The sequence below is a fragment of the Shinella sp. OV683 genome (assembly GCF_057787725.1).
Map to the genome: position 1 here is coordinate 823,958 of NZ_CM173543.1, position 17,755 is coordinate 841,712.

General features: G+C 58.7%; 24 protein-coding genes and 2 tRNA genes. 16 read left to right on the forward strand and 10 right to left on the reverse strand.

Annotated elements, in window-relative coordinates; translation table 11 throughout:
• Positions 1-52: 52 nt before the first annotated feature.
• From ACXHRN_RS04010 to ACXHRN_RS04020, 3 genes are all read left to right on the forward strand, one after another.
• Entirely contained in the window at positions 53-211 is a 159-nt protein-coding gene (locus ACXHRN_RS04010; RefSeq protein ID WP_488640055.1) for a hypothetical protein, read from the forward strand.
• Between the two features lie 222 nt (positions 212-433).
• On the forward strand, positions 434-790 hold the full coding sequence (locus ACXHRN_RS04015) for an Arm DNA-binding domain-containing protein (protein WP_488640056.1): 357 nt from the start codon (positions 434-436) through the stop codon (positions 788-790).
• Positions 791-1,133: 343 nt separating this feature from the next.
• On the forward strand, positions 1,134-1,586 hold the full coding sequence (locus ACXHRN_RS04020) for a hypothetical protein (protein ID WP_488640057.1): 453 nt from the start codon (positions 1,134-1,136) through the stop codon (positions 1,584-1,586).
• A 67-nt stretch (positions 1,587-1,653) separates the two neighbouring features.
• Here the strand turns inward: ACXHRN_RS04020 and ACXHRN_RS04025 are convergent, their stop codons facing one another.
• Together ACXHRN_RS04025 and ACXHRN_RS04030 are read right to left on the reverse strand one after the other, a co-directional pair.
• Positions 1,654-2,853 carry an IS256 family transposase gene (locus tag ACXHRN_RS04025; protein WP_488638174.1) on the reverse strand — a complete coding sequence of 400 codons (1,200 nt, stop codon included), beginning with the start codon at positions 2,851-2,853 and terminating at the stop codon, positions 1,654-1,656.
• Between the two features lie 454 nt (positions 2,854-3,307).
• Positions 3,308-3,397 (reverse strand) — tRNA-Ser (locus tag ACXHRN_RS04030).
• A 327-nt stretch (positions 3,398-3,724) separates the two neighbouring features.
• On the opposite strand from ACXHRN_RS04030, the gene rplU reads away from it, so the two are divergent.
• The 4 genes from rplU (at position 3,725) to ACXHRN_RS04050 (ending at position 5,784) form a co-directional block, all read left to right on the forward strand.
• The gene (rplU, locus tag ACXHRN_RS04035) at positions 3,725-4,036 is read left to right on the forward strand and encodes a 50S ribosomal protein L21 (RefSeq protein ID WP_488640058.1); all 312 of its coding nucleotides are present in this window, start codon (positions 3,725-3,727) and stop codon (positions 4,034-4,036) included.
• A 31-nt stretch (positions 4,037-4,067) separates the two neighbouring features.
• A complete protein-coding gene (gene rpmA / locus ACXHRN_RS04040) occupies positions 4,068-4,340 on the forward strand; it encodes a 50S ribosomal protein L27 (RefSeq protein ID WP_488640059.1) in 273 nt (90 codons plus the stop codon).
• Positions 4,341-4,474: 134 nt separating this feature from the next.
• Positions 4,475-5,110, forward strand: coding sequence for a GNAT family N-acetyltransferase (locus ACXHRN_RS04045; protein ID WP_488640060.1), 636 nt, complete (start codon positions 4,475-4,477; stop codon positions 5,108-5,110).
• On the forward strand, positions 5,107-5,784 hold the full coding sequence (locus tag ACXHRN_RS04050) for a GNAT family N-acetyltransferase (protein ID WP_488640061.1): 678 nt from the start codon (positions 5,107-5,109) through the stop codon (positions 5,782-5,784). Before ACXHRN_RS04045 ends, ACXHRN_RS04050 begins: the two co-directional genes overlap by 4 nt.
• Positions 5,785-5,813: 29 nt before the next feature.
• Here the strand turns inward: ACXHRN_RS04050 and ACXHRN_RS04055 are convergent, their stop codons facing one another.
• Entirely contained in the window at positions 5,814-6,674 is an 861-nt protein-coding gene (locus tag ACXHRN_RS04055; RefSeq protein ID WP_488640062.1) for an endonuclease/exonuclease/phosphatase family protein, read from the reverse strand.
• Positions 6,675-6,761: 87 nt separating this feature from the next.
• Here ACXHRN_RS04055 and obgE point away from each other — a divergent pair, with 87 nt between their 5' ends.
• From obgE to ACXHRN_RS04075, 4 genes are read left to right on the forward strand one after another with little or no spacing between them, the layout of a single operon-like run.
• Positions 6,762-7,865: a GTPase ObgE gene (gene obgE / locus ACXHRN_RS04060; RefSeq protein ID WP_488640063.1), complete on the forward strand. Its 1,104-nt coding sequence runs from the start codon at positions 6,762-6,764 to the stop codon at positions 7,863-7,865.
• On the forward strand, positions 7,855-9,012 hold the full coding sequence (gene proB / locus ACXHRN_RS04065; RefSeq protein ID WP_488640064.1) for a glutamate 5-kinase: 1,158 nt from the start codon (positions 7,855-7,857) through the stop codon (positions 9,010-9,012). Before obgE ends, proB begins: the two co-directional genes overlap by 11 nt.
• The gene (locus ACXHRN_RS04070) at positions 9,005-10,282 is read left to right on the forward strand and encodes a glutamate-5-semialdehyde dehydrogenase (RefSeq protein WP_488640065.1); all 1,278 of its coding nucleotides are present in this window, start codon (positions 9,005-9,007) and stop codon (positions 10,280-10,282) included. The genes proB and ACXHRN_RS04070 overlap by 8 nt, the downstream gene beginning before the upstream one ends.
• Positions 10,283-10,326: 44 nt before the next feature.
• Positions 10,327-10,923, forward strand: a complete 597-nt coding sequence (locus tag ACXHRN_RS04075) for a nicotinate-nucleotide adenylyltransferase (protein ID WP_488641821.1) — start codon at positions 10,327-10,329, stop codon at positions 10,921-10,923.
• On the opposite strand, the gene ACXHRN_RS04080 is transcribed toward ACXHRN_RS04075, so the two are convergent.
• From ACXHRN_RS04080 to ACXHRN_RS04095, 4 genes are read right to left on the reverse strand one after another with little or no spacing between them, the layout of a single operon-like run.
• On the reverse strand, positions 10,920-11,108 hold the full coding sequence (locus ACXHRN_RS04080; RefSeq protein ID WP_488640066.1) for a Trm112 family protein: 189 nt from the start codon (positions 11,106-11,108) through the stop codon (positions 10,920-10,922). The genes ACXHRN_RS04075 and ACXHRN_RS04080 overlap by 4 nt on opposite strands.
• A gap of 10 nt (positions 11,109-11,118) precedes the next feature.
• A complete protein-coding gene (locus tag ACXHRN_RS04085) occupies positions 11,119-11,796 on the reverse strand; it encodes an LON peptidase substrate-binding domain-containing protein (RefSeq protein ID WP_488640067.1) in 678 nt (225 codons plus the stop codon).
• A 45-nt stretch (positions 11,797-11,841) separates the two neighbouring features.
• Positions 11,842-12,804 (reverse strand): thioredoxin, encoded by a 963-nt coding sequence (gene trxA, locus ACXHRN_RS04090; protein WP_488640068.1) that lies wholly within the window; start codon positions 12,802-12,804, stop codon positions 11,842-11,844.
• A gap of 39 nt (positions 12,805-12,843) precedes the next feature.
• Positions 12,844-13,353 (reverse strand): prolyl-tRNA synthetase associated domain-containing protein, encoded by a 510-nt coding sequence (locus ACXHRN_RS04095; RefSeq protein WP_488640069.1) that lies wholly within the window; start codon positions 13,351-13,353, stop codon positions 12,844-12,846.
• Positions 13,354-13,604: 251 nt separating this feature from the next.
• Between ACXHRN_RS04095 and ACXHRN_RS04100 the strand changes: the two genes are divergently transcribed.
• Together ACXHRN_RS04100 and ACXHRN_RS04105 are read left to right on the forward strand one after the other, a co-directional pair.
• Positions 13,605-13,679: transfer RNA gene (locus tag ACXHRN_RS04100), tRNA-Gly, on the forward strand.
• Between the two features lie 384 nt (positions 13,680-14,063).
• A complete protein-coding gene (locus ACXHRN_RS04105) occupies positions 14,064-14,513 on the forward strand; it encodes an RrF2 family transcriptional regulator (RefSeq protein WP_488640070.1) in 450 nt (149 codons plus the stop codon).
• A 27-nt stretch (positions 14,514-14,540) separates the two neighbouring features.
• Here ACXHRN_RS04105 and ACXHRN_RS04110 read toward each other — a convergent pair whose 3' ends face one another.
• The 3 genes from ACXHRN_RS04110 to ACXHRN_RS04120 are packed head-to-tail and all read right to left on the reverse strand — an operon-like array spanning position 14,541 to position 16,096.
• Positions 14,541-14,957 carry an EVE domain-containing protein gene (locus ACXHRN_RS04110; protein WP_488640071.1) on the reverse strand — a complete coding sequence of 139 codons (417 nt, stop codon included), beginning with the start codon at positions 14,955-14,957 and terminating at the stop codon, positions 14,541-14,543.
• A complete protein-coding gene (locus ACXHRN_RS04115; protein ID WP_488640072.1) occupies positions 14,954-15,328 on the reverse strand; it encodes a VOC family protein in 375 nt (124 codons plus the stop codon). The genes ACXHRN_RS04110 and ACXHRN_RS04115 overlap by 4 nt, the downstream gene beginning before the upstream one ends.
• Before the next feature lie 60 nt (positions 15,329-15,388).
• Positions 15,389-16,096 carry a helix-turn-helix transcriptional regulator gene (locus ACXHRN_RS04120; RefSeq protein WP_488640073.1) on the reverse strand — a complete coding sequence of 236 codons (708 nt, stop codon included), beginning with the start codon at positions 16,094-16,096 and terminating at the stop codon, positions 15,389-15,391.
• A gap of 164 nt (positions 16,097-16,260) precedes the next feature.
• On the opposite strand from ACXHRN_RS04120, the gene ACXHRN_RS04125 reads away from it, so the two are divergent.
• The 3 genes from ACXHRN_RS04125 to ACXHRN_RS04135 all read left to right on the forward strand — a co-directional run bounded on the left by ACXHRN_RS04125 (position 16,261) and on the right by ACXHRN_RS04135 (position 17,675).
• Positions 16,261-16,899 (forward strand): 2-dehydro-3-deoxy-phosphogluconate aldolase, encoded by a 639-nt coding sequence (locus ACXHRN_RS04125; RefSeq protein ID WP_488640074.1) that lies wholly within the window; start codon positions 16,261-16,263, stop codon positions 16,897-16,899.
• 63 nt (positions 16,900-16,962) lie between these two features.
• Positions 16,963-17,253, forward strand: coding sequence for a hypothetical protein (locus ACXHRN_RS04130; protein ID WP_488640075.1), 291 nt, complete (start codon positions 16,963-16,965; stop codon positions 17,251-17,253).
• A complete protein-coding gene (locus ACXHRN_RS04135) occupies positions 17,250-17,675 on the forward strand; it encodes a PIN domain-containing protein (protein WP_488640076.1) in 426 nt (141 codons plus the stop codon). Before ACXHRN_RS04130 ends, ACXHRN_RS04135 begins: the two co-directional genes overlap by 4 nt.
• Positions 17,676-17,755: the final 80 nt, after the last annotated feature.

Sequence of the window (17,755 nt, forward strand, 5' to 3'; positions counted from 1 at the left end):
GGAATATTCTTTACGACTGCTTGGTGCAGATGGAAACGAAATGTAGGTTGTTATGACGCCCTTGCTGCCTTTGCGGCTCCGGCGCGATTGCGACGGCTCAGAGATCGCCGGCCTTGCGCGCGGCGCTGTAACCGATGCGGCTGGACTGATTGCAGGCGCAGCGATCGACGACAAGAGCAAGAAACAGAAGATCGTCATCATCACTAAGTGAGATGAGCTTCAAAGGGTGATCGTTTCTTCAGCGATTTTTAGATGTTTGGCTAAATTACTTGGCGGAGAGGGTGTCAGCCTAGCCCCTGTTTCAGGATCGTTCACAGTGGTTTAAAGTGATTTATTTTCAATCACTTGAGCTGTTGTCTGTTTCAGGGGCGTCCACCACATATCCTGTTGTTCCAGCGAGAAAGTGGGCCGCGATTGGGCCTAAGAGCGACAGATGGCAATTAACCGACTAACAGACAAACGCATTCAATCTACCAAACAACCTGGAAATTACCCTGATGGCGGGAACCTCTATCTCCGGGTGCGGGATACGGGTTTCAAGAGTTTCATCTTGAAGGTAACTGCCGACAGAAGGCAACGTGAATGGACTGTAGGCCCGTATGGCCAAGCATCTGATCAGTTAACTCTGGCAGCGGCCCGGCAGCGTCGCGATGAGATGATGGTCCATATTCGTGAAGGCAACGCCCCGAAGCTCAAGACTGCAAGTGATGGCTACGCACCAGCGAAAGAGCCTCTCCGATGCATACCTATCCGCCCGATCTGGAGCAGGAGGCCGTGCAGACGGTGCTAGCTCAGGCTGAGGTGATGTTGAGGGAGGTCACCATAGGTGTGGGGAATTGACAGCCGATGTGGCAAGCCTCCACCGAACTATTTAATATAGTTATAGTCTTTATATATATTTCTATTTCTCTTTTCTCTTCGAGATTAGGAAATACTTAAGTAATATAAAAGAGATGTCGGGGACCCTGAGGACTAATGCGACAATTTTAGCAATTGCATCTCTTTTTTGCTGCTTCTGGTTGAATGGCTCCGGTAGGTCCTACTCGGCAAGTTCCTCCGATGACATACGAACACATTGCGATCAAAAGAGGCTGGCGAACTGCTGTTTCGCGATTTCGATCAATGGAGAAAACATGTCAAAACAAAAGATTCCACATATCTTCCGCAACGTAACATTCCGCGGACAGACCTTGCGTATTACACAAATTGAAGGTGAGATCTGGTTCCTTGCGACTGATGTACGTGAGCTTACCGGTGGTCCACAGAGGCAAGTCAACAAGCTTTATGGGTTGATGCATGCCAAACTGGTTCGCAATGTTAACCCTGAAAACTGCGGCCCTGGCAGCAATCGAAAAGCCTTGTCGACTACGGGTGCCGAAATTGTGCTCAAAAGGGGTTTCTACAAGTACACAGATGAGTTTCTTGATTGGGTGAAATCCATCGATTTCTCGTCTGAGCCCGCGCCGAGCGCCGACCATGACTATATGACGGATTTGCGCTTGATCGTGCAACGGTTCAATACGGTCCAGAGTGAATTGAACAGCATGCTCATCAGCGTTGAGAGGCTGTCGAAGTGCCCGGCCTGATCGTGTCCCGTAGCGTGGTGTAGCTTTTGACAACCACGGTGTCTTCCGGTCTGGGCCGGAGGGAATATCAACGTGCCACGGCAGGCAAGTTGATGAGTGGATCATCGCTCATTTGGGCGATGGTTTCCAGTGTCATGTATCTTGATCGCTGGACGGCCCATTCGTCGTTCTGCTCCAGCAATAGCGCACCGACGAGACGGACGATGGCGTCGTCGTTGGGGAAAATACCGACGACCTCGGTTCGTCGCTTGATTTCGCCATTGAGGCGCTCGATGGGATTGGTCGAATGCAGCTTGGCCCAATGCTGCTTTGGAAAGGTCATGTAGGCCAGCACATCGTTCTCGGCATCGTCCATGAGCGCGGCAAGCTTTGGCACTTTCGGCCTGATCTGGTCGGCGACGCTGCGCCATTGCGTGCTGGCGGCCTCCGGCGTCTCCTGAGCGAACGCCGTGGCGATGAAGGCGGATACGACGCGCCGCCCGCTCTTTCCGGCATGGGCCAGGGCATTGCGCATGAAGTGCACCCGGCAACGCTGCCAGGTCGCGTTGAGCACCTTGCCGACGGCGGTCTTGATGCTTTCATGGGCATCCGAGACGACCAGCTTCACACCCCTCAAACCCCGGCGGGTCAGCTTGCGCAGGAACTCTGTCCAGATCGGCTCGGCCTCGGATGTGCCGATCTCCAGCCCAAGCACTTCACGGCGTCCATCGGTGTTGACGCCGACGGCGATAATCACGGCGACAGAAACGATGCGACCGCCGCGCCGGACCTTGAGATAGGTGGCGTCGATCCAGATGTAGGGCCATTCGCCTTCGATGGGTCGATCGAGGAAAGCCTTGACCCTGACATCGATTTCCTCGCAAAGCCGTGACACCTGGCTTTTGGAGATGCCACCCATGCCCATGGCTTTGACCAAGTCATCGACCGAGCGCGTCGAGATACCCTGGATATAGGCTTCCTGGATAACCGCCGTCAGAGCTTTCTCGGCCATTCGGCGCGGCTCCAGGAAGCTCGGGAAATAGCTGCCCGTCCGCAGCTTGGGAATGCGAAGCTCCACCGTTCCAGCCCGTGTTTCCCAATCACGGTCGCGATAGCCATTGCGCTGGGCGAGCCTGAGTGGCGTCTTCTCTCCATGCGCAGCACCCGTCGTATGGCCGACCTCCAACTCCATCAGGCGTTGGGCCGTGAAGCCTATCATCTCGCGCAACAAATCGCTGTCGGCGCTCTTCTCAACAAGCAAACGCAGGTTCATCATCTCGTCGGTCATCGGTGGTGTCCTTCAGGTTGGCTCTAAGCAACCCGACCCTACCGGAATTCACCGATGGCTATGAAACCCAGCTACACCACGCGCGGGGACACGATCCCCGGCCTTCCAAAATCCTGTTCTATAATTCCTGCCGGAGGATATGATAGCACTCTAGAAAACAGGAAACGTCCCCGAGTTTCTCTTGCCCTATGAAGCCCGCAACACCTTTTTTTCCTTGAAAAGATCGTGGTACCCTTCCGATGGTGCACGCCCCCTCAGTGGTATATATTGGCTGGCCCGGCGGTATGCTCACTTCGATGTGTTTCAGTGGAGCGAGTAGTCAGGGACGGGGACGTTCCCTCCTGTAATTTGGGCAGAACGTTCAGGGAGTTACGAAAAGTCACAACGAAAGTGGGCCTGCAAGTGGGCCCGCATTCTCCGATTGAGAAAATAACTTAACAAATACAGAAGGATATGGCGGAGAGGGTGGGATTTGAACCCACGGTACCCTTGCAGGTACGCCGCATTTCGAGTGCGGTACATTCAACCACTCTGCCACCTCTCCGCAGAAACCGCGCGTGACTGAACGGGTGTGGTGCCCTTGCCAAGCGAAGCATGGCGGCGATATAGCGTTGAAAAATGGCCAGTGCAAGTCAGAAAAGCAATGAAATTGTCTTTCTTCATCGCCCCTTGCCTTGACAGACTCTCTGCCCTCACGTACACGCGATACCCATGAAGCTGCGGATATCTATATCTTCGGCCCGTAAAAGTGTTTGCCGAGAGGCAGGCATTCCACCGGCGGATTTTCCGCCATACCAATCGACTGACAAAAAGACGGCCCGGCGATCCCAGGATTTTCGAGGCCCGTTCAAAGAACATGAAAGGATAAAAAATGTTCGCAGTCATCAAGACCGGCGGTAAGCAGTACCAGGTTGCTGCAGACGACGTCATTTCGATCGAAAAGCTCGAAGGCGAAGCCGGTACCAAGATCGAATTTACGGAAGTCCTCGTTGTTGGCGAGGGTGCCAGTGCCAAGATCGGCGCGCCTTTTGTTGCAGGTGCCGTCGTGACTGCGGAAGTCGTCGAGCAGGGTCGTACACGGAAGACCATTTCTTTCGTCAAGCGCCGCCGTCAGAATTCCAAGCGCAAGAAGGGCCATCGCCAGCATTTCACCAAGGTTCGCATCATCGCGATTGCAGCCTGATCTGAGTTAAAGAGGACTAAGGAGAACTAAAATGGCACACAAAAAAGCTGGCGGTTCGTCGCGCAACGGTCGCGATTCCAATTCCAAGCGTCTTGGCGTCAAGAAGTTCGGCGGCGAAGCCGTGATTTCTGGAAACATCATCCTGCGCCAGCGCGGCACACAGTGGCATCCCGGTGCCAATGTCGGCCTCGGTACCGACCATACGATTTTTGCGACCACCGAAGGCACTGTTGCGTACCGTACGAAAGCCAATGGCCGAGTGTACGTGTCCGTCATGCCGAAAACGGCGGCAGCAGCAGAGTAAGCCGGAGCTCTTTAAACAGCCGGCGCCTCATCGGCCCGGCTGGCACTTCAGGTCACAAAAGACCTCCAGGGTTTCAAAAGGGAAGATGGGGTAATGCCCATCTTCCCTTTTCGTTTTCAACCCAGGAGGCAGTCATGCAAAGCCAACTACTAAGGGAAAGCCAAAGTCAAAGCGGCTTTCCAAGCGAGAAGCGGCTCTTGCCGCAGGAGTTACAAACGCCATTGCTGGTTTCGGAGCGGCTGTTGCTGCGCGCGCCCGACACGACCGATATCAACGCAATTGCCCATCTCGCCAACAACATCAATGTCGCGTCCAAAGTGTCGCGCATGCCGCACCCCTACACGGATAAGGACGCCGAAGCTTTTGTAGCCCGCGTTGACTCGGGCGCGATGGGCAAATGCGTTTATGCCATCACTCGCAATGAAACGCGTGATTTCATCGGTTGCTGCGGTCTGCAAGCGCAGGAAGAAGGAAACGGGCTTGAGATCGGCTACTGGCTGGGCGAGCCCTATTGGAACAAGGGTTTTGCGACGGAAGCCGTGCAGACCCTGATCGACTTCGGCTTCCGGCATTTCGATACCGATTTCATCGACGGACGCGTCCGGGTGATGAACATCGGATCGCGGCGGGTGCTGCAGAAATCCGGCTTCCAGTTCCAGGGCACCGGCATGGCGCCGAGCCTCGCGCTCGGGGGCATGGTCGCGGTTGAATGGTTCCGGCTCGATCGCAAGACCTGGGGTTCGCTTCGGGCTTGGGGAGGGACGAGATGAACGCGCTCAACCACGCTTTCGATCTGCCGCAGGTCCAGGTTCAGGCCTACGATCCCGCCCCCACGTCGAGTGGATTGTCGGCTGCAAACCAGCCGCTGATCCGCACCGGCCGGCTGACATTGAGACGGCCCGAAGCACGGGATGCCGAAGCAATCGCCAAGGCTCTTGGCAATCACCGGGTTGCCAGGATGCTGGTTCCCGTGCCGCAGCCCTATCATCGGGATGATGCCGAGGATTGGCTGGCCGACATCAATGCTGCGGGCAAGCCGGACTGGGTGTTTGCGATCACATCAGGCGGCCTGCGCCGGATCCTGCTGGACGGGCTGGATGAGGTTGCCAACGATGACGACCGGCTGATCGGCGTCGTCGGCATCCACTGGCATGGCCGGCATGGGCAGGAAGGCTGGCAGCTCGGCTACTGGCTGGATGAGCCACATTGGGGCAAGGGGATCATGACAGAGGCGGTCAATGCCGCCCTCGCCAGATTCTTCCACGGCTTCATGGGCGAGACCATCTTCTCGGGCGCAATCGCCGAGAACGCGGCATCGCTGCGCATCCAGAAGAAGCTCGGCTTCGACATATCAGGTGTCGAGGCTGTCTATTGCGTCTCGCGTGCCGAACAGGTCCGGCTGATCACAACCGAGCTGACATTCGGCAGCTACATGCCTCTCTAAGATGGGGGTGAGGGCGGAGAAATTCGCCCTTATCCGATCTCCACCCACACCGGCTTGTGGTCGGAGGCGATGCAGGCTTCGTCGATGCCGGCGGATTTGACCCGGCCGGCGAGCGAGGCGCTGACGAAGCAATAGTCGAGATACTGGCGGATTTCGGGTTTGCCCGGCTCCTCCCAGGTATAGGCATCCGGCCCATTGCCGCCGAGATGGGCGTGGGCGTCGACCGGGCCAGTGGCGCGGGCCGTGCGGCCATAATAGATGTCCTTCGGCCCCATCATGGCGATGTATTCGGGGCTTTCGGGCAGCATGTTGAAATCGCCCATGATGACATAGTCGTCGGCATTCGGGATTTCGGCAAAACCGAATTCTGTTCCGCCGGTCACCGCGCCGCCTTCGATGGCGTAGTGGATGGCGCGGTCCTTGATGAAGTTGATCTGCTGGATGCGCTCTGAGGGATCGCGATGGTCGAGATGGACGGAGTAGACGCGCAGTGCGCCGCCCGGCGTTGATATGACGGCTTCGAGCGCCGAGCGCTGCAGGTTGAGCTTGTCATAGGTGCGGGTGCGCGGCAGCAGGATGTTGCGCGTGGAGAGAATGGGATAGCGCGACAGGATCATATTGCCGAATTGCAGGCGGCGCATATGCACCTTTCCGTCCTTGATCGCAGAGCCGGCATCGGTGTCCGTTCCAGGGCCGAAAACATGGAAATACTGGCCCATCAGATCGGCGAAAACCGCCGGAAGATCGGCCTGACTATTTTTGGGGAAATTGCGTGTGACTTCCTGCAAAGCGACGATATCGGCACCCTCAAGAGCCGTTGCAATGCGTTCGGGGCTATATCGGCCGTCCAAACCGAAGCCAAATTGGATGTTAAAGCTGATAAATTTCATGATATTCTTTGACCTTTGGGGGTTAGCAGCTATATCGAACACGCGTGCGGCCATTTGGCAATCCGCAATCCAACCCACGGCAGGCAGATGAAGTTTCTCGATCAGTGCAAAGTATTTATTCGGTCCGGTGATGGCGGAGGTGGCGCCGTCTCGTTTCGGCGTGAGAAATTCATCGAATTCGGTGGTCCGGATGGCGGCGACGGCGGTCGCGGCGGCGATGTCTGGATCGAGAGCGTCAACGGCCTCAATACCCTGATCGACTATCGCTACCAGCAGCATTTCAAGGCGCAGACCGGCGTGCATGGCAGTGGCCGCAATCGCCACGGCGCCAAGGGCGACAGCGTCGTCCTGAAGGTGCCGGCGGGCACGCAGGTGTTCGAGGAAGATGGCGAGACGCTGATCTGCGACCTCACGGAAGTCGGCCAGAAGTATCGCATCGCCAAGGGCGGCAATGGCGGCTTCGGCAACGCCTATTTCCGCAGTTCGACCAACCAGGCGCCTGATTGGGCGAATCCCGGCCAGGATGGCGAGGAAAAGAACATCTGGCTTCGCCTGAAGCTGATTGCCGATGCCGGCCTTGTCGGCCTGCCAAATGCCGGCAAGTCGACCTTCCTTGCAACCTGCACCAGGGCGAGGCCGAAGATCGCCAACTATCCCTTCACCACGCTGCATCCCAATCTGGGCGTCGCGACCGTGGACGCCCGGGAATATATTCTTGCCGACATTCCCGGCCTGATCGAAGGCGCGCATGAAGGCATCGGCCTCGGCGACCGCTTCCTCGGCCACGTCGAGCGTACCCGCGTGCTGCTGCATCTCGTCTCGGCGCAGGAAGAGAATGTCGCCCAGGCCTACAAGACCGTGCGCGCCGAACTCGATGCCTATGGGGCCGGGCTCGAGGACAAGACGGAAATCGTCGCACTGTCGCAGATCGACACGATCGATGCCGAAACGCTGAAGAAGAAGAAGGCTGCGCTGAAGCGCGCCTCCGGCCAGACGCCTTTCGCTATCTCTGCCGTCATCGGCAAGGGTATGCCGGATGTGTTGCGCGCCCTTGCCTCGGTGATCGATACGAGCAAGGCCGAGGATCCGAGCCTGCCAAAGGCAGAGAGCGCCATCAACCTCAATCGCAAGCTGAAGATGGCGCCGATGGAGGATGAAGAAGACTGGGATGAGTCGGTCGATGACGCCTAAGAGCAATCTCGCTGGCTGCCGCAGGGTCGTCATCAAGATCGGCTCGGCGTTGCTTGTCGATCGCAAGTCGGGGCTGAAGAAGGCCTGGCTCGATGCGATGTGCGAGGATATTGCCGCTTTTGCCGCGAGAGGCGTCGAGGTGCTGGTGGTTTCGTCCGGCGCGATTGCCATGGGCCGCACGGTGCTCGATCTGCCTTCCGGCGCGTTGAAGCTCGAGGAAAGCCAGGCGGCTGCGGCTGTCGGCCAGATCGCGCTGGCGCGGGCCTGGTCCGAAAGCCTGTCGAAGCATGAGATCGTTGCCGGCCAGATCCTGCTCACACTCGGCGATACCGAGGAACGCCGCCGGTATCTCAACGCGCGCGCGACGATTTCCCAGTTGATGAAACTGAAGGCGGTGCCGGTCATCAACGAAAACGATACGGTCGCCACCACAGAAATCCGCTACGGCGACAATGACCGGCTGGCGGCGCGGGTCGCCACCATGGTCGGCGCCGACCTGCTCGTACTGCTGTCGGATATCGATGGGCTCTACACGGCACCGCCGCATCTCGACCCCAACGCGAAGTTTCTCGAACACATCGCTGCCATCACGCCGGAAATCGAGGCGATGGCCGGTGGTGCCGCGTCCGAGCTGTCGCGTGGCGGCATGCGCACCAAGATCGATGCAGGCAAGATCGCTACCTCTGCCGGCTGCGCGATGATCATCGCCTCAGGCAAGGTCGATCATCCGCTGAAGGCAATTGCAGAAGGCGCACGCCACAGCTGGTTTACCGCGTCGTCCGAGCCGGTGACGGCACGCAAGACGTGGATTGCCGGGCAGTTGTTGCCCGCTGGCCGCATCACCGTGGACGAGGGCGCCGAGCGAGCGCTTCATTCCGGTAAGAGCCTGCTGCCCGCTGGCGTGCGCGCGGTAACCGGTGAGTTCTCGCGCGGCGACACGATCGCCGTCATGAGCCTTGCGGGTATTGAGATTGCACGCGGGCTTGCCGGCTACGATGCGCACGAAGCGAGGCAGATCGCTGGCAAGAAGTCGATCGAGATCTCGGCCATCCTCGGCTATGCCGGGCGGTCGGCGATGGTTCATCGCGACGATCTCGTCATGACGTCCGGAAAAAGTGCCAAGGCCAGGGAAAATGCCGATGCTTGATGTGGTGAAGGAAGACATTCAGTCGCTGATGCTGGATATCGGCGCGCGCGCCCGTGCAGCGGCCCAGCCGCTTGCCATCGCTTCGGCCGAACGCAAGCATGCGGCGCTGGTGTCCATGGCTGCCGAAATCCTGGCGCGCAAGGATGCCATCCTTGCTGCCAACGCAATCGATCTTGAAAATGCCCGCGCCGCCGACGTGACACCGGCGCTGATCGATCGCCTGACGCTCAACGAAGCCCGCATTCGCGGCATCGCAGATGGCATCCGCACGATCGCCGAACTGCGCGATCCTGTTGGCGATATCATCGCCGAATGGGATCGTCCGAACGGCCTGCATATCGAGCGCGTGCGCACGCCGCTCGGCGTCATCGGCGTGATCTATGAAAGCCGCCCGAATGTGACGGCCGATGCCGGCGCGCTGTGCCTGAAGGCCGGTAACGCCGTCATTCTGCGTGGTGGCTCGGATTCAGTGCATTCGTCGCGCGCCATTCACGAATGCCTTGTGAAGGGCTTGAGAGACGGCGGCCTGCCGGAAGACGCGGTCCAGTATGTGCCCACAACCGACCGCGCGGCCGTGGGCGCCATGCTGAGCGGCCTGAACGGCACGATCGACGTCATCGTTCCGCGCGGTGGCAAGAGCCTCGTCGGCCGCGTGCAATCGGAAGCGCGCGTACCGGTGTTCGCGCATCTCGAAGGTATCTGCCACATCTATGTCGATGCCTCGGCCGATCTCGACATGGCGAAAAAGATCGTCGTCAATGCCAAGATGCGGCGCACCGGCGTCTGCGGCGCGGCCGAGACGTTGCTGGTCGATAGTTCAGCGATTGGCACCCACCTGATGCCACTGCTCGAAGCGCTGACGGAAGCCGGTTGCGAAATCCGTGCCTCGGCGGCCGTGCTCAAGGTGTTTCCGGGCTTCAAGCCGGCAACGGACGAGGATTGGTCTACCGAATATCTCGATGCCATCATCTCGGTTGCCATCGTTGATGGTGTCGGCGGCGCGATTGCGCATATCAACCGCTATTCCTCGCATCACACCGAGGCGATCATCTCCGAGAACTCCAAAAGCGTCGAACGCTTCTTCAACGAAATCGATTCCGCCATCCTGGTCCACAACGCCTCGACGCAGTTTGCCGATGGCGGCGAGTTCGGCATGGGCGGCGAGATCGGCATCGCCACGGGCAAGATGCATGCGCGCGGGCCTGTCGGTGTCGAGCAGCTCACCTCTTTCAAATACAGGGTCCGCGGCAGCGGCCAGACAAGGCCCTAAGAGACGTGTCGTTGGGGGAGGGGATTGCGCGCCGATACCTGGTGATGCCGCATGTCGAAGACGGCATGGTGGTCGGCCTGTTCGGTGGTTCGTTCAATCCTCCGCATGAAGGGCACCGGCTGGTGGCCGAGATCGCCATTCGCCGGCTCGGGCTTGATCAACTCTGGTGGATGGTGACGCCAGGCAATCCATTGAAATCGAAGCGCTATCTGGCGCCGCTGGCCGAGCGGCTGGAGCTTTCCGAAAAGCTCGCGGCCGACCCGAAAATCCGCGTCACTGCGTTTGAAAAAGCCCTCGGGCTGAATTATACCGCGCAGGTGCTTGATCGCATCAAGGCGCGCCATCCGCGCGTCCGGTTCATCTGGATCATGGGTGCGGACAATCTCCGTGATTTCCATCGCTGGCAGAACTGGCAGAAAATCGCCCGGACCTATCCGATTGCGGTGATCGACCGGCCGGGCGCAACTCTGGCGTTTTTGTCTTCAACGATGGCCAAGACCTTCGACTACGCCCGTCTTGATGAGGATGACGCCAATACTCTGGGCCGAACGCCTGCACCCGCCTGGACTTTTATCCACGGCCCCCGCTCGACATTGAGCTCCACGGCGATCCGCAGGGCGAACGGGCAGGCGAAGAGCTAATCCTCGATCTTCCGGGCTTCCGATTCCAGCATGATCGGGATGCCATCGCGGATGGGATAGGCGAGCCGCGCTCTTTCCGAAATGAGTTCATTCTTCTCGCGGTCGTAGCTCAGGCGACCCTTGGTGACCGGGCAGACCAGCAGTTCCAGCATTTTCGGGTCGGGTCGGGAGACGTTCTGGTCCATGATCGCACCGCTACTGCAACGTCTTGGCGGCGTCGCCGAAGGCGCGGGCCAGCACCATCTCGGTCATGGCGACCAGGGTTTCGGCGCGGGTCTTGAGATCGAACGCTTCCAGCAGCGCCTGCTTCTCGCGTGCGCCGAACGGGGCCATCATCGATAGCGAGTTGACCAGCGTGCGGTTCGAAGTCTTGGTCACCGCCTCCCAATCGACCTCCAGCTTGTTGGCATCGAGGTAGCTGCGGAACGCGCCCAGCAGAGCATCGCGATTGACGGACGGATCGTCCTCCGCCTCGCTGAGGTCGCTCATGAACGGGGTGATATGGGCGCGCCGATAAGGGTGGTGCGAGGGGCTGACCTCGTTCATCAGCCGGAAGCGACAGACGCCGGAGAGATCGATGACATAGCGTCCATCGCCGGTCTCGCCAAAGGTGGTGATGCGGCCGATCGTGCCAACCTTGCAGAGCTCGGGCGTGCCTTCCGGGCTTTCGGTCGTCTCGCTGAACACCGGCTGTATGATGCCGATCAGGCGGTTGCCCTTCAGCGCGTCATCAATGAGTGCGAGATAGCGCGGCTCGAAAATGTTGAGCGGCAGATGGCCGCCCGACAGCAGCAGGACGCCCGACAACGGAAACAGTGCGAGTGTTTCCGGCAGATCCGACTCGGTTAGATATCGGGCGTTTCCCACTTGCATGACTTCAGTCTCCGACGCGTCAACGACAACCGACCTGCGCCGGCATCAAGAAAACAATATGGAGGATAACTTCCGGCGTGCCGATATGGTTGCAGGATCTTTCGGGCCCCAGACTTCGAAGAATTGCACGAGCTGGCGGCGGGCGCCATCCTCATCGAAGGCGCGGTCCTTCTTCATCACATAGAACAGGTGTTCTGCAGCTGCATCCCTGTCACCCTCGACATTGAGGATCTTGGCGAGCTTGATGCGGGCCTCGTGATGATCCGGATTGAGCGCGAGTTCATGTTCAAGCGCACGCGGATCACCAAGCTTGCGGGCTTCTTCGATCTGGGCGATCTTGGTGGTCAGGGCCGTCAGGCTCGCGTCTTTCTTCTGCTCGTCGGTAAGGCCTGCAAGCAGGTCGCGGGCACGCTCCCACTGGCCTGCGGCGACCATGCAGTTGGCCATGCCGGCGAGCGCCTTGAGGTTTTCCGGATCGGCCTGCAGGATCGCCCCGAAGAGGTCGGCTGCGCCAGCCACATCGCCATTGGCGAGCAACGCCTCGGCTTCTGTGAGCGCCGCTTCGATTTCGGCAGCCTGGTCGTCAGCACCGCTGCCGGCGCCGGCGATCTTGTTGATGAAGTCTCGGACCTGGCTTTCGGGCAGCGCGCCCATGAAGCCGTCGACCGGGCGTCCGCCGACAAAGGCGATGACGGCGGGAATGGACTGGATGCCCAGCTGGCCGGCGATCGACGGATGGTCGTCGATGTTCATCTTGACCAGCTTGACCTTGCCTGCACCCTCGTTGACCACCTTTTCGATGATCGGGGTCAGTTGCTTGCAAGGGCCGCACCACGGTGCCCAGAAGTCGACCAGCACAGGCTGCTTCGTCGATTCTTCCAGGACGTCGCGCTGGAAGCCTGCCGTCGTGGTGTCCTTGATCAAGCTGGCTGGGGCAGCAGCTGCGGTGGCCGAAGCCGACATCTGGTTGCCAAAGCTTGCGCCGTAGGAATTGTCGTAGCCTGTCATTTCAAAAATACTCCCGAATATTGCGCCCTATGTCGGATGTCAGGCCGTCACTTTCAAGACATTTGCGGTATGGCCGGTCGCCTCGACGAAGCGGATCAGATCGTCGCGCCCGATCGACGTGGTTGCGTCGTTCGAGAGGGGATGGCAGTTGATGATGTCATTTTTCATCAAATCGGCGTCGAGCACAATGGTGACGTTCTGATCGACGTCGTTGATGACGCCGAAAGCGGTCACCGCACCTGGAATAACGCCTAGATACTCCATCAGTTTCTCAGGTCTGCCGAAAGAGAATTTCGAAGTGCCACCGACCAACTGATGGACGGTCTTCAAGTCGACCGTGGCATTTTCCTCGACGGTCAGCAGGAAATACTGGTCCTTCTTGTCCTTGAGAAACAGGTTCTTGGTGTGGCCACCGGCAATCGCGTCGCGTAGCGCCACGGATTCGGCGACAGTGAATACCGGCTCGTGCTGCAGGGTCTTGTGGGCAATTCCCAGACCATCGAGAAATTGGAACAATTCCCTGGCGCCCTTGGCCGGCACATCACTCATGATTCACGTTCCCTGACATCGAAAGACCCGTGTGATACGATGGTTTTTCGCCGCCCGCAATGGCCCGGTTGATCTGGGTGTGGATTGCAAAAGTGTTTTTATTCAATGACATAGAAGATATCGCCCAAAATTCTACAGGAAATTGTCATTTCCCTGTTGCATTTCAAAAGGGCTTGGGCCATATAGCCCCCGTCGCCGCCGGATGGTAGCGAACATCGGCCTAGCGATCTACCACGGGCCGTTGATAGTGAGCGGGTGTAGCTCAGTGGTAGAGCACGACCTTGCCAAGGTCGGGGTCGAGGGTTCGAACCCCTTCGCCCGCTCCAATTTTCTTCAGGACAGATGTAAGCCTCGGATTTTCCGAGGTTTTTTTGTTCTCGCATATCGGATTTTTTCCAGGGTTTAGACATATCACGACGGCATTTGTCGGGTGCGACAAAGCTGCAGGTCTTCGCTCGCGCTTGGGAAGGGCGCGTGGCGACCTTCGGCATGACATCATTGTCTCGTGCGCTGCCGTGAGCTAAGCCCCGGCGAGTTGTGGCATTTTCGCCCGATTGGCGGAACAAATAGGAGAATGTCGGCTGATTTTGGTGGCAAAATCGGTAAAAACCTTGCAAATGCCATTATTTATACTAAATTTATGGACTAACGAGAATATAAATGCATGAATCATTTGCGCCGGGGTTTCAGCCGGCCCTTGAGAGGCAGACATGCTCACCAAAAAAGGCAAATACGGACTGAAGGCGCTCGCCGACCTGGCTCAGTTGCCGCCGGGCGAGACCGCGTTCATCACCGAGATCGCCGCGCGCAACAACATCCCGAAGAAGTTTCTCGATGCGATCCTGCTCGAGCTTCGCAAGGCGGGCATCCTGCGCTCCAAAAAGGGGCCGGGTGGCGGCTATTCGCTGTCCAAGACCGCCGATGAAATCAAGATCGGTCAGGTCATCCGTACGTTGGACGGCCCGCTGGCGCCCATCCGTTGTGCGAGCCGCACGGCATTCGAAGCATGCGACGATTGCCGTGATCCTGCGGGCTGTCTCGTGCGGCTGTCGATGACCGAAGTGCGCGATGCCATGGCGGAGATCCTCGACAACATGACCCTGTCGCAGTTCATCGACAACGAGAAGCAGCCACCGGAAGAAGAAAAAGCGGTTTCCTGATCGTGACCGGATGTGGAATGGGCGCGATCAGTTCGCGCCCATTGCTTCCAGGATCAAATCGCGATCGGCATCCGAGATCTTGACCACGCCGAAGCGGAAGACGCTTCCCCAGCCGGATTTTCCCTTGGTCAGTTCCAGCCGGTCCAACAGCGACCGGATCGGCGTCTGCCGTGCGACAAACCAGTCCACATTGCGCCGCGTCGGCACGAAGCCATTGCCCATATCGAAGGGGTAGGGCTCCTCGTCGCGAACCACGCCGACAGCCGTGAAGGCTTGCAGCTTTTCGCCGCCGCCCATCTCGGTCGATGGAGAATAGTAGAACACGGTGTCCTGCGGCTTGACGCGCGAAAGCGGACCCGTTTTGCCGTGGCAGACCTGCATGAAGCCGCCTTGGCGGCCTCGTGCGACGTGGTCGGCCGAAGCCACTGCGATCCAGGCGCTCATTGGGCCATGTCCACGCAAAGCACCCGCAGGCGATGTCCATCCGGATCGAGCGCGGTGAAGGTGCGGCCGAAATCCACATCCTCCGGCTGCTGGATGATCCTGATGCCACGATCCGTCCATTCTCCAGCGATGCGGTCGACCGCATCCACTGTGTCGACCGGGAAACCGACTTCACAGCCGCCGGGTGTGCTGGCAGCCGGAACGACGCCGTTCTTGCCCCAAAGCCCGAATTTCACGCCCGAGGGCAGGACGAAAAGCACGAAGGTCGCGGAATCCTCGACCGGCTTCTGGCCGAGCAGGGTCTCATAGAAATCGCGGCTTTTTGCCGGGCTGTCGACATAGAGCAGGATGTAGTTGGCGTTCATGTCCATCACCTTTCCAATTGCGACCCCGATCCGGGTCCGATGAGAAAGGTATAAATGCACATGCTGTCAAATAGTGTCAGTATATTGCAAGGGATTGATTCCTTGCGACTCCCGCCATTCCTTCAGCAACACGGCCTTGCGGCGCGGATAGCGCTTGCCGGTGATTTCCATCGTCGCGATCCGATCGGTGCGGAAGTGGCGGAAACCGTTGCGCAATTCGCACCAGGCAACGATGATCCTGACGCGCTCGAAATAGGAGAGCGCAAACGGCCAGATGCGGCGGTTGGTGGTTGCCGAGGTCGCGTCGCTATAGGCGATGTCGAGCATGTGCTCGTGGCGGATGGCCTTGCGGATGCCGCCGAGATCGATATTGACCTCCGGCGGCTCGGGCGCGGGCCCAATGATCAGGTTAGCACCTTCCAGCCGCGGCTTCATATCGGCGGGGAGAACAGCGGCGACCTTGGCCAGCGCATTGGCTGCGGCAAGGCTCAGTTCGCCATCGGCACGGCTTGCCACCCAGCGGGCGCCGAGCACCAGAGCCTCGATCTCGTCTTCGGAAAACATCATCGGCGGCAGCATGAAGCCGGGCTTCAATATATAGCCGATGCCCGGCTCGCCCTCGATATCGGCACCTTGCGCCTGGAGCGTGGCGATGTCACGATAGAGCGTCCTGAGGCTGACATTGGTTTCGTCGGCGAGCGTCTGGCCGCTCACGGGCCGGCGATGTCGCCGCAGTGTCTGGATGAGGTCGAGCAGGCGTTCGGAACGGGACATGGATTTCTCGGCGGCAATTGTCGGTCGGGCGTTTGCGAGCCAGTGATTATGCTCCATTCTACTGTCATTTTCTGGCAGTATTAAGACGGCAATTTTGGCTCGACAGAACTGGTCTTGTCCGGTATCAAAACGGCGAAATTCAAACGTTTTAAGGAATGGCTCCGATGAGCAGCAAAACCGAAAACCTGGTGTCAACATTGAGCCTGCAGCCGGTCGTGCCGGTGATCGTCATCGATGACGTGAAATCGGCTGTGCCGCTGGCGCGCGCGCTGGTCGCCGGTGGTTTGAAGGCCATCGAGATCACGCTACGCACGGCTGCTGCGCTCGACGCGATCAAGGCGGTTGCCGACGAAGTTGAAGGTGCGGTTGCAGGTGCCGGCACCGTGCTCGATGCCAGGCAGTGGGACCTGGCAATCAAGGCTGGCTCGCGTTTCATCGTGTCGCCTGGCTCCGGTAATTCGGTGCTCGAAGCTGCAGATGAGAGCGATGTGCCGTTGCTGCCAGGGGCTGTGACAGCGACCGAAGTGATGATGCTGCGTGACCGTGGTTACAGCGTGCTGAAATTCTTCCCGGCCGAGCAGGCAGGCGGCGCGTCTTATCTCAACGCATTGTCTTCGCCACTTGCCGGCATTCGTTTCTGCCCGACCGGCGGCGTGTCGCTGAAGAACGCCAAGGACTATCTGAGCCTTTCCAACGTCATCTGTGTCGGCGGCTCGTGGGTGGCGCCGAAGGCGATGGTCGAATCCGGCGATTGGGCTGGTATCACCAAGCTCGCGGCCGAAGCGGCAGCGCTGCGGGGTTGAGCGGATTGCGGGGAAGGTAGTCTTGCGCTATATATCCGGGTATACATTTACCCGAGGTGCGTAATGTCCACATCCGCGCAGAAAAAGGCCAATGCGACATACCGGTCTCGCCTTGCCGAGCGTGGTCTGGTGCGCCTCGAGGTCGTGGTGCCCGAGAAAGATAAGGAACGCGTCAAGGCGTTCGCAGAGCAGCTTATCTCGGCATCTGAGATCGGTGCGGCCGCGGGAGAGTCAAAAACGGCCCCAGCAATGACCGGGCGTCAAATCTGGGAGTCGCTCAGGAAGGCTCCGCTTGCGGTTTCTAGAACCGAAATCGAACGTGTGGAATTCGAACCGCGCATAGTCGATTTTTGACCCGCTACCTGCTTGACACAAATGTCATAAGCGATCCATCCAAGCCCTTGCCGTCGAAGGCGCTAGAGACTTGGATGAGCGACAAGAGTGGTGCGGATCTTTTCGTTGCGAGCTGGACGATCGCTGAACTCTGGCATGGAATTCTTCGGGCGCCGCATGGCAAGAAGCGCGATGAACTGGAGAAATGGTATTCGGGACCAAGTGGCCCGCTCCAGATTTTCAGTGGGCGAATCCTGAATTTTGACGTGCGTTCGGCACAAGTCTGGGCCGAACTGATGTTTGAAGGTCGTCGCGTTGGGCGAGCACGCGGTGTGCCGGACACGATCATAGCTGCCGTAGCTGTTGTGAACGATTGTGTTGTTGTGACAGGCAACGATCGGGACTTTTGGGGGATCGATGTCGTCAATCCTTTTCTCTCCTGAAACATGAAATCAGATCCCAGCACTGCCTTTGCAAAACCACAGTCACACTCCTATGTTGAAGTCTGTTGGCTACAACCCCG

Bases quoted from the DNA above. Each gene is read 5' to 3' on its own strand.
- ACXHRN_RS04080 (WP_488640066.1), bottom strand. From the start codon at position 11,108: ATGGACCAGAACGTCTCCCGACCCGACCCGAAAATGCTGGAACTGCTG.
- rplU (WP_488640058.1), top strand. From the start codon at position 3,725: ATGTTCGCAGTCATCAAGACCGGCGGTAAGCAGTACCAGGTTGCTGCA.
- ACXHRN_RS04105 (WP_488640070.1), top strand. From the start codon at position 14,064: ATGCTCACCAAAAAAGGCAAATACGGACTGAAGGCGCTCGCCGACCTG.
- ACXHRN_RS04045 (WP_488640060.1), top strand. From the start codon at position 4,475: ATGCAAAGCCAACTACTAAGGGAAAGCCAAAGTCAAAGCGGCTTTCCA.
- ACXHRN_RS04085 (WP_488640067.1), bottom strand. From the start codon at position 11,796: ATGCAAGTGGGAAACGCCCGATATCTAACCGAGTCGGATCTGCCGGAA.
- ACXHRN_RS04115 (WP_488640072.1), bottom strand. From the start codon at position 15,328: ATGGACATGAACGCCAACTACATCCTGCTCTATGTCGACAGCCCGGCA.
- rpmA (WP_488640059.1), top strand. From the start codon at position 4,068: ATGGCACACAAAAAAGCTGGCGGTTCGTCGCGCAACGGTCGCGATTCC.
- ACXHRN_RS04095 (WP_488640069.1), bottom strand. From the start codon at position 13,353: ATGAGTGATGTGCCGGCCAAGGGCGCCAGGGAATTGTTCCAATTTCTC.
- trxA (WP_488640068.1), bottom strand. From the start codon at position 12,804: ATGACAGGCTACGACAATTCCTACGGCGCAAGCTTTGGCAACCAGATG.
- ACXHRN_RS04075 (WP_488641821.1), top strand. From the start codon at position 10,327: ATGCCGCATGTCGAAGACGGCATGGTGGTCGGCCTGTTCGGTGGTTCG.
- ACXHRN_RS04130 (WP_488640075.1), top strand. From the start codon at position 16,963: ATGTCCACATCCGCGCAGAAAAAGGCCAATGCGACATACCGGTCTCGC.
- ACXHRN_RS04010 (WP_488640055.1), top strand. From the start codon at position 53: ATGACGCCCTTGCTGCCTTTGCGGCTCCGGCGCGATTGCGACGGCTCA.
- ACXHRN_RS04070 (WP_488640065.1), top strand. From the start codon at position 9,005: ATGCTTGATGTGGTGAAGGAAGACATTCAGTCGCTGATGCTGGATATC.
- ACXHRN_RS04025 (WP_488638174.1), bottom strand. From the start codon at position 2,853: ATGACCGACGAGATGATGAACCTGCGTTTGCTTGTTGAGAAGAGCGCC.
- ACXHRN_RS04050 (WP_488640061.1), top strand. From the start codon at position 5,107: ATGAACGCGCTCAACCACGCTTTCGATCTGCCGCAGGTCCAGGTTCAG.
- ACXHRN_RS04120 (WP_488640073.1), bottom strand. From the start codon at position 16,096: ATGTCCCGTTCCGAACGCCTGCTCGACCTCATCCAGACACTGCGGCGA.
- ACXHRN_RS04015 (WP_488640056.1), top strand. From the start codon at position 434: ATGGCAATTAACCGACTAACAGACAAACGCATTCAATCTACCAAACAA.
- obgE (WP_488640063.1), top strand. From the start codon at position 6,762: ATGAAGTTTCTCGATCAGTGCAAAGTATTTATTCGGTCCGGTGATGGC.
- ACXHRN_RS04055 (WP_488640062.1), bottom strand. From the start codon at position 6,674: ATGAAATTTATCAGCTTTAACATCCAATTTGGCTTCGGTTTGGACGGC.
- ACXHRN_RS04125 (WP_488640074.1), top strand. From the start codon at position 16,261: ATGAGCAGCAAAACCGAAAACCTGGTGTCAACATTGAGCCTGCAGCCG.
- proB (WP_488640064.1), top strand. From the start codon at position 7,855: ATGACGCCTAAGAGCAATCTCGCTGGCTGCCGCAGGGTCGTCATCAAG.
- ACXHRN_RS04110 (WP_488640071.1), bottom strand. From the start codon at position 14,957: ATGAGCGCCTGGATCGCAGTGGCTTCGGCCGACCACGTCGCACGAGGC.
- ACXHRN_RS04020 (WP_488640057.1), top strand. From the start codon at position 1,134: ATGTCAAAACAAAAGATTCCACATATCTTCCGCAACGTAACATTCCGC.